This is a genomic window from Cereibacter ovatus (assembly GCF_900207575.1).
In the GTDB taxonomy this organism is placed as follows: domain Bacteria; phylum Pseudomonadota; class Alphaproteobacteria; order Rhodobacterales; family Rhodobacteraceae; genus Cereibacter_A; species Cereibacter_A ovatus.
In genome coordinates this window covers 1-6863 of sequence record NZ_OAOQ01000033.1, presented here as the reverse complement: position 1 = coordinate 6863, position 6863 = coordinate 1, and the positions used below count along the sequence as shown (strand labels likewise).

Genomic DNA, 6863 nt, shown 5'->3' with positions numbered 1-6863 from the left:
CATGTAGCTCGCCTGCGTCGATGGAGCCGAAACCAAACCCAGCAGGTTGCGCCGAAAGAAAACTGTTCCGCGACGGCGATTTCTTCAGCACCCTGTTAGGGCCTACGAAGCTCAGCCGCGAGACGCGGCCGAGCATTTCGAGACCGAGAACGAAGTTCTGTCTGGCGGGTACGCGTACCGTCAGTTGTACGAACTGGTGCAGAATGCAGCCGACGCGATCCTCGAGGCCGCGGAGTCGCAAGGACGAATTCATGTCTTTCTCTCCCCTCATCGTCTTGAGGCAGCCAACACCGGGGCCGCTCTGGACGAACCGGGGATTGTGGCGCTTCTTAATGCGCGCAGCTCACCCAAGCGCGGCAATCAGATCGGTAGATTTGGGATCGGGTTCAAGTCGCTGCTCAAGCTGGGCGGTCGCGTTGACCTGACATCCAGATCAGTAGGACTGCGCTTCGACCCCGAAGCCTGCCGTGATCGCATTCGAGGACATCTTGGTCTTGCCAAGAACGCACCGGCCCCTGGCATGCGACTTGCTGAGGTACTGGACCCTGCTGCCGAAAGCAGTCCACTCTTCAGTACAAGCAGGTGGAGCTGGGCGACCACGGTCGTCTCGGCGGAGATATCGGATGACGCCGCATTCGACCGACTGAGCCAGGAAATTGCCGATTTTCCGGCAGAGTTCCTGTTGTTCTTGCCCTCGGCTATCTCCCTCAAGCTCGAAGTTGAAGGGGCTGCACCCCGTCTCTTGACCAAGCGGTTTGAAGACGGATTTGCCGTTGTGGGTGACGGAACCAACGAGGCCCGATGGAAGGTCTTCGAGGCTTCGGCCAAGGTCGAAAGCCAGGCCGCGCGCTCCGACGCAACTCATATCCAGGCGAGGGAGCAGGTGCCACTGTCTTGGGCAGTGCCGGTCGGTGGTCGTGAACAGGCTGGTCGCTTCTGGGCGTTTTTTCCAACCGAAACGCAGAGCCGCACTTCGGGCATTCTCAATGCTCCTTGGAAGCTCAATAGTGACAGGACCAACCTGATCAGGGGACCATGGAACGAAGCGATAATGCAGGCAGCGGCTGATCTGATCAGCGGCTCTCTCAATGCGCTGTCGACACCCGAGGACTGCGGGGCCGCAGTAAGTGCGTTCCCGCGTCAACCGGAACGGCAGGACGAAATCGCCGTGCCCCTTGTTCGGTCTCTCTGGGACAAGATCGTTTCGTCTGAGGTCTTGCCTGACGTAAACGGTATCCCGCGCAACCCAAGCAAGCTTGTTCGGCATTTTGTTGAGAACACGGAAATCTGCAGATCGTGGGCCAATCTAGCAGGCGCGGATGCGAGAGAAAGTTATCTGCATCCAGACTGCTACTCCTCCGAGGCAAGGGTCTCGCGTTTGAAGGCGCTCGTCGAGGAAGCAAGGCGCCGGGATATGCAGGTCCTCGCGAAGCCGCCCGCCGATGAATGGCTGTCGGGAAGCTATTGATCCCCGTCGCGGTCGAGCCTTGATGATTTCGACGCTCGATCGCGCAGCGGCTGAAGGGCATACCTTGCTTCCCCAATCTTGGCTCGTGCAACGGGTCCGCGACCTCGAAGTCTCGCCTCAGTGCGCAATCGGTGCCGATTGGATCGAAGCATTTGGCACATTCCTAAAGGCCAGGATAGCCGTCGCCCTCATGGCGGATGGCACCCCAGCATGGCAGCTCCAGCAGTATGCAAAGTCACGCGACCTCATATCGGCCCGTGTGAAACGACGCCTTGCGGGTAAACGACATCCTGGCGAGCACGACTGGCGAGCACTTATCGACCAACAGCTTCCGCCGTTTGCGGCGGCGAGCGACTCCGAGACGGAGGAGCTTGCGCGGGTCGAAAAAGCCAAGGCGCTAGAGGAGATATTTCGGTCTCGCTTTTCGGTTCTGATAGGGCCTGCCGGTACTGGTAAGACGAGCCTACTGACGGCCCTCCTATCTTTGCCATCGGTCGCTACCGGAGGGGTGCTCCTGCTCGCCCCAACAGGGAAGGCGCGGGTTCAGATGCAGAGGCGGGCCGGAAATGCGCAAGCCTACACACTTGCACAGTTCTTGCTGGCACTCGGCCGCTACGACCCACTGACCGGAGCCTATCGAGTTACCGATGACGCCAACCGAGAGCGCGGCTTCAAGACTGTAGTCATCGACGAGTGCTCTATGCTGACCGAGGACCAATTGGCGGCGACCCTTGACTCGATCGAAACAACAGCGGTCGAACGCTTGATCTTGGTGGGCGATCCAAGACAGCTTCCGCCAATTGGGGCGGGCCGGCCCTTCGTCGACATCGTCCGCTACTTGAACGACGACCGTGGCACGGCGAACAGACAGCCGGCGGGATATGCGGAGCTCAAGATGGTGCGCCGACAAACCGAGCAATCAGTCGCGGCAGGACAGCCGCCAGCAGCACGCGACGACATCATTTTGTCGAGGTGGTTCGGGGGAGAGGCTCCGGATCCTGGTGCTGACGAAGCCTGGGATCGTCTAGCGATTGGCAAGGCCATAGGAATTCGAGCGGTTCGTTGGGAGGGCGACGCCGACCTCCAGACAAAGCTTCTTGCCGAGGTCAAGGCGGCGACGCGCAGTATTTCTCGAAAGAAAGGGTTCGACGACGAGGGGGACGACACCACTTTCGAGATCAGCCTTGGGGGGCGTCCGTTCAAAGAAGTGGTGTACTTCAATCTGTCTCGCCTAGAGAAAGATGCCGAGGGCGCCGAAAGCCGAAGTGGAGGTGGCGCTGACGCTGAAACGTGGCAAATACTCTCACCGGTGCGCGCTGGTGAGACCGGCGTGGATGGCCTAAACCGCTGGCTTCAGAAATCTTTCCGTCACCAGGCGCGTGTTTGGGCTACGCCCAATTCTTTTGGCTCGCGCAAGGTCTTTAAACCGTTGGGGCCGCAGGGTATTCTTTATGGTGACAAGGTAATTAATTTGATCAACAAGAAGCGATCTTGTTATCCCAAGGTCGCTGACAGCTATCTGGCAAATGGGGAAATTGGACTTGTAGTTGGGCAGTACAAGGGTGCGAAAGCATCCTATAAGGGAAATCCTTGGGAGGCTCAGGTAGAATTTTCGTCGCAGCTGGGCTGCCATTTTGGCTTCCAAGCTCGCGATTTTGGTCAAGATGGCGAGGCGCCTTTGGAGCTCGCTTACGCCTTGACCATTCACAAAGCTCAGGGAAGCGAATTCGGCATGACCTTTGTCGTGATCCCGAGCCCCTGCCGCCTTCTTTCTCGTGAACTGCTCTATACAGCTTTGACGCGCCAACGTGAACAAGTGGTTCTACTTCATCAGGGCGATCTTCGCGCGCTATTGAAGCTGTCCTTGGCAGAGCATTCTGAGGCTGCCCGTCGTCTGACGAATTTATTTGCCGATCCGAAACCGGTCGAGCATGTCGGTACATTCCTAGAAGATGGGCTGATTCACCGCACCACCCGTGGCGAGCTAGTGCGCTCAAAATCGGAGGTGATCATTGCCAATCTGCTTCACGCACTCGGCATCAACTACGCCTACGAACAGCCCCTGCATGCGCAAGATGGCAGTGTCCGATATCCCGACTTCACGATTGAAGATGCCGAGACTGGTCGGCGCGTCTTTCTCGAGCATCTGGGAATGATGTCTGAACCGGCTTATAGGCGCCGCTGGCTTGCGAAGCTCGACTGGTACCGCTCTCAGGGAGTGTTGCCGGAAGACGAAGGCGAGGGCGATTTAGGGATTCTTCTGACAACGAGCGAGGAGAACGGGATCGACTCTCTTGTAATAGAAGAAAAGCTGCGCATGATCCTTGCGATTTGAACAGTGCGCTGGAAGAATTCGCAAAACTTGGAAGTCTCACTTAATTCTGTCCATTCTTTGATCCTCGGATGTTGTGGTCGATTGCGGCGATTTTCCGAAGGTCGACTTCGGGCTCATCCCACTTTACCGCAACCGACATCCATTTCTCGAGCTCGGCCTGCAAGGCCGGATTTCCGGCATGAAGTTGGAAGGTGTAAAGGCGATTTACTACATCGCGCATGAGTGACCGCATCTCTTCGTCGTCGATCCGCGACACGTCGCACCAAAGGATGCGGTTACCGCCGGCATCGAGGACAGTAACGTCGGACCAGTCGCCGGTTTTTGTGATGGGCACAATCCCGGCGTGCAGGTCTTCCAAGCCGGAATCCGGACACACCGCATCGCCATCGCCTTGGCGAGCTGCGCAACGATACGTTTTTTGGCTTCTTAGTTCATGCGCCGAGCCTAATGCCGCGCCGTTCTCAGGACTATAGGCGCGTTCGGGGCTCCTGGCCTACCTGGTCCGCGAAGCTGTGGAAATAGTCGGGCCAAGCATTGAAGTAGCCCTGCGGCTTCACCTCAGGCAGCGACCGGAACACGTCGGCCGCACTCTCCAGGCGGTCCTCGACCATGGTGGGCATCCACTCAGCCATTCGCGGCCTCCCGGTCGCCCGCCCGAGGTCCATATAGCTTCTCGCCGAGCTGACGCACCAGTTCGCGCTCTGGCCAAGTCAGGCGGTGGTCGTCGGCCGAGACCGCCAGCAGCCCCTGTTCCTGCCAGCCCTCACGCTTGACCTGTTCGGGATCCCGGCGCTGCCCACCGTAGCCCCTGGGTTGCCACCTCATGCGACGCCCCCGTTCGTCTCGATCGCCCAGTGCAGGATGGCGATGGCGTCGGCCTCGTTGTCGTCGGCCGGGCTGAAGCCGCGGGCGCGGACGGCTGCGGTCATCGCCGCCTTTTCGGCATTGCCCTTGCCGGTGGCGTGACGCTTGATCGTGCCGACCGGGACACCCTCGTAGGGCACGCCGCGCAGTTCGGCCCATGCGGTCAACGTGGCCATCAGACCGCCGTAGACATGGGCCGCATCGGTTCCGGCGTGGCGGCGGACCTCTTCGAACCAGATCGCCGCGATCGGACCCGATAGCCGGTTGAGTTCGCTTAGCCAGTTGGTGAACCGCAGGTAGCGCATGCCACCGCCGTTGAAGCGTCCGGGCCGAAAGCTGACCGTGCCGCTGGTGATCAGTCCATCATGGCTGCGGAGCGCCCAGCCGGTCGTTGTGCCGAGATCGAGGGCGAGAATGCAGGACCGGAAAATCACGCCCGGCTCGGGGCGGATGTCCTGCGCGGGGATCGGTGTGTTCATCGTGAAGGCTCACAAGTTGTGGGCCTTCGGCTTCGGTCACCGCAAGATGTAGCATTCGGCGGCCCTCGGCCAAAGCGAAAACGACGAGAAACGCGGCGGCGGGCGGTGATCGACGTTCGATCCGCCCCGGTCCAGACCTCGGAACGCGTGGTCCCAACCTTCGAGGGGGTTTGGATAGCCCTTTATCGTTCACGTTCAATGACTTGACTGTATGTAGTCCCAACCTCGGTGTCCCCAACGGGGGTCCTTTTCTTTTCGTATAGAAAAACATGTTCCCGACCTTTCCGTTCCCCCACATGAATGTGTAGCAAAAGGTTGGGACCACGGGGTGAGGTTGGGGCCACCGTTGTTTTTGAACGTCTTTTCGTGCCCCAACCCCCTCGGGAGGTTGGGACAGGGTTGGGACCAACGGGAGGTTGGGACAGGGTGATGAGTGGCGGCCTTTCTTGAAGCCGTGCAAGGCACAGCGCCTCGCCAGCGTCGGGGCACGCGTGCCGCAATCGCTGTCGGAGGACGGATTTCGCTTGGCCAATGCAACGAGTTACGGCAGAACAACCCGAAGGGAGAAAACGACCAATAAATGTCAGACGCACTGACCAAAGACGCCGATATTCGCCGTGCGCTTCACGCGAAGCGCCTGCGGAAGATCAAGGCTCAACCAGACACTCTGGTGATCGATGAACTTGGCCTCGCGCATGCCAAGAGCCGCGTGGACGTTGCCGTCATCAACGGCTGCATTCATGGCTACGAGATCAAGAGCGCCAAGGATAACCTCGACCGGCTCGACTCACAGATCGACATTTACCGCCGAACGCTGCAAAAACTGACGATTGTTGCCGCACCCAAGCATATTAAAGGCATCATCGACCACGTACCTCAATGGTGCGGCGTGATCGCGGCCGAGCAGGGGCCCAGAGGTGGCATCAGTTTTCAAGTGTTCCGAAATGCGGCCACCAACCCCGAGATCGATCCAGTCATGATGGCGCATCTCCTCTGGCGAGATGAGGTCATTGAATTGCTAAACAAGGCTGGATACGCCCCTAAGGATCTCCGGCGGCCGAGAAAGCAACTTTACGAGATGCTATGCGAAGCGATGACCGTTCGGGAGATCACTGCTTCAATTCGCTCATTCATGGCGCAGCGAGAAACCTGGAGAGGTCGCCCAGTACACGCGTGATGTGGTGATTGATCGCCACCTCCTTCCAGCGTGTCTGATTGCTTGGGCCCTCCAGATGTACCGCACACTTCGCAATATAGTCGTCGCCAATTGAGTAGCCGGCACCGTCGAACTTGCCACACGCCACGATCGACGCACAATGATCATGCATCTGGGAGCGATTATCATTAAATGCTCCTCCCTTGCGCACTTCCCAATCTCCCGGTGTCGTGTAGACGAGTTTACCCGCAGCCTTGATCATTCGCATATCCAAGGCTTTGAAATCAGGATGAACAATTGTGTAGTCGCCGTAGTTGGGCTGACGCATTCCGGCAGGGATCTTCCCTAGCAGTGCCTGATAGAAGAGCCAATCATGGCGGGGCAACTGGTCTGCACCTTTGGCAACGTCCTTGAAAGTCTCAGGAATTGCCGTGCCGATCATTATGAAGTTCCGGAAGGCGTCTAGCAGGGTGCTGAAGAAATCGCCGTCGCGGAACAGTTTTCTTTCGGCGCAACCTGCTGGGTTTGGTTTCGGCTCCATCGACGCAGGCGAGCTACATG

General features: G+C 58.6%; 8 protein-coding genes. 3 read left to right on the top strand and 5 right to left on the bottom strand.

Going from position 1 to position 6863, the window contains the following annotated elements; all coding sequences use genetic code 11:
- Window positions 1–184: 184 nt before the first annotated feature.
- Both CRO07_RS17755 and CRO07_RS17750 read left to right on the top strand, forming a co-directional pair.
- Window positions 185–1468 carry a sacsin N-terminal ATP-binding-like domain-containing protein gene (locus CRO07_RS17755; protein ID WP_204840059.1) on the top strand — a complete coding sequence of 428 codons (1284 nt, stop codon included), beginning with the start codon at window positions 185–187 and terminating at the stop codon, window positions 1466–1468.
- A gap of 22 nt (window positions 1469–1490) precedes the next feature.
- Window positions 1491–3803: an ATP-dependent DNA helicase gene (locus CRO07_RS17750; protein ID WP_176504626.1), complete on the top strand. Its 2313-nt coding sequence runs from the start codon at window positions 1491–1493 to the stop codon at window positions 3801–3803.
- A 40-nt stretch (window positions 3804–3843) separates the two neighbouring features.
- Here CRO07_RS17750 and CRO07_RS17745 read toward each other — a convergent pair whose 3' ends face one another.
- The 4 genes from CRO07_RS17745 to CRO07_RS17735 form a co-directional block, all read right to left on the bottom strand.
- A complete protein-coding gene (locus tag CRO07_RS17745; protein WP_235841102.1) occupies window positions 3844–4161 on the bottom strand; it encodes a hypothetical protein in 318 nt (105 codons plus the stop codon).
- Between the two features lie 109 nt (window positions 4162–4270).
- Window positions 4271–4435, bottom strand: coding sequence for a DUF6362 family protein (locus tag CRO07_RS18820; RefSeq protein WP_176504625.1), 165 nt, complete (start codon window positions 4433–4435; stop codon window positions 4271–4273).
- Window positions 4428–4628 carry a hypothetical protein gene (locus tag CRO07_RS17740; RefSeq protein ID WP_097031962.1) on the bottom strand — a complete coding sequence of 67 codons (201 nt, stop codon included), beginning with the start codon at window positions 4626–4628 and terminating at the stop codon, window positions 4428–4430. Before CRO07_RS17740 ends, CRO07_RS18820 begins: the two co-directional genes overlap by 8 nt.
- Window positions 4625–5146: a crossover junction endodeoxyribonuclease RuvC gene (locus CRO07_RS17735; protein ID WP_097031961.1), complete on the bottom strand. Its 522-nt coding sequence runs from the start codon at window positions 5144–5146 to the stop codon at window positions 4625–4627. Before CRO07_RS17735 ends, CRO07_RS17740 begins: the two co-directional genes overlap by 4 nt.
- Window positions 5147–5726: 580 nt before the next feature.
- Between CRO07_RS17735 and CRO07_RS17730 the strand changes: the two genes are divergently transcribed.
- Window positions 5727–6323 (top strand): sce7726 family protein, encoded by a 597-nt coding sequence (locus CRO07_RS17730; RefSeq protein WP_097031960.1) that lies wholly within the window; start codon window positions 5727–5729, stop codon window positions 6321–6323.
- Here the strand turns inward: CRO07_RS17730 and CRO07_RS17725 are convergent.
- On the bottom strand, window positions 6277–6863 hold a 587-nt coding region (locus CRO07_RS17725), incomplete at its 5' end, for a beta family protein (protein ID WP_204840058.1). The two genes, CRO07_RS17730 and CRO07_RS17725, sit on opposite strands and share 47 nt — an antisense overlap.

What these genes read in the sequence shown, in the direction of transcription:
- CRO07_RS17750 (WP_176504626.1), top strand. Translation starts at nt 1,491, where the DNA reads ATGATTTCGACGCTCGATCGCGCAGCGGCTGAAGGGCATACCTTGCTT.
- CRO07_RS18820 (WP_176504625.1), bottom strand. Translation starts at nt 4,435, where the DNA reads ATGGCTGAGTGGATGCCCACCATGGTCGAGGACCGCCTGGAGAGTGCG.
- CRO07_RS17740 (WP_097031962.1), bottom strand. Translation starts at nt 4,628, where the DNA reads ATGAGGTGGCAACCCAGGGGCTACGGTGGGCAGCGCCGGGATCCCGAA.
- CRO07_RS17735 (WP_097031961.1), bottom strand. Translation starts at nt 5,146, where the DNA reads ATGAACACACCGATCCCCGCGCAGGACATCCGCCCCGAGCCGGGCGTG.
- CRO07_RS17730 (WP_097031960.1), top strand. Translation starts at nt 5,727, where the DNA reads ATGTCAGACGCACTGACCAAAGACGCCGATATTCGCCGTGCGCTTCAC.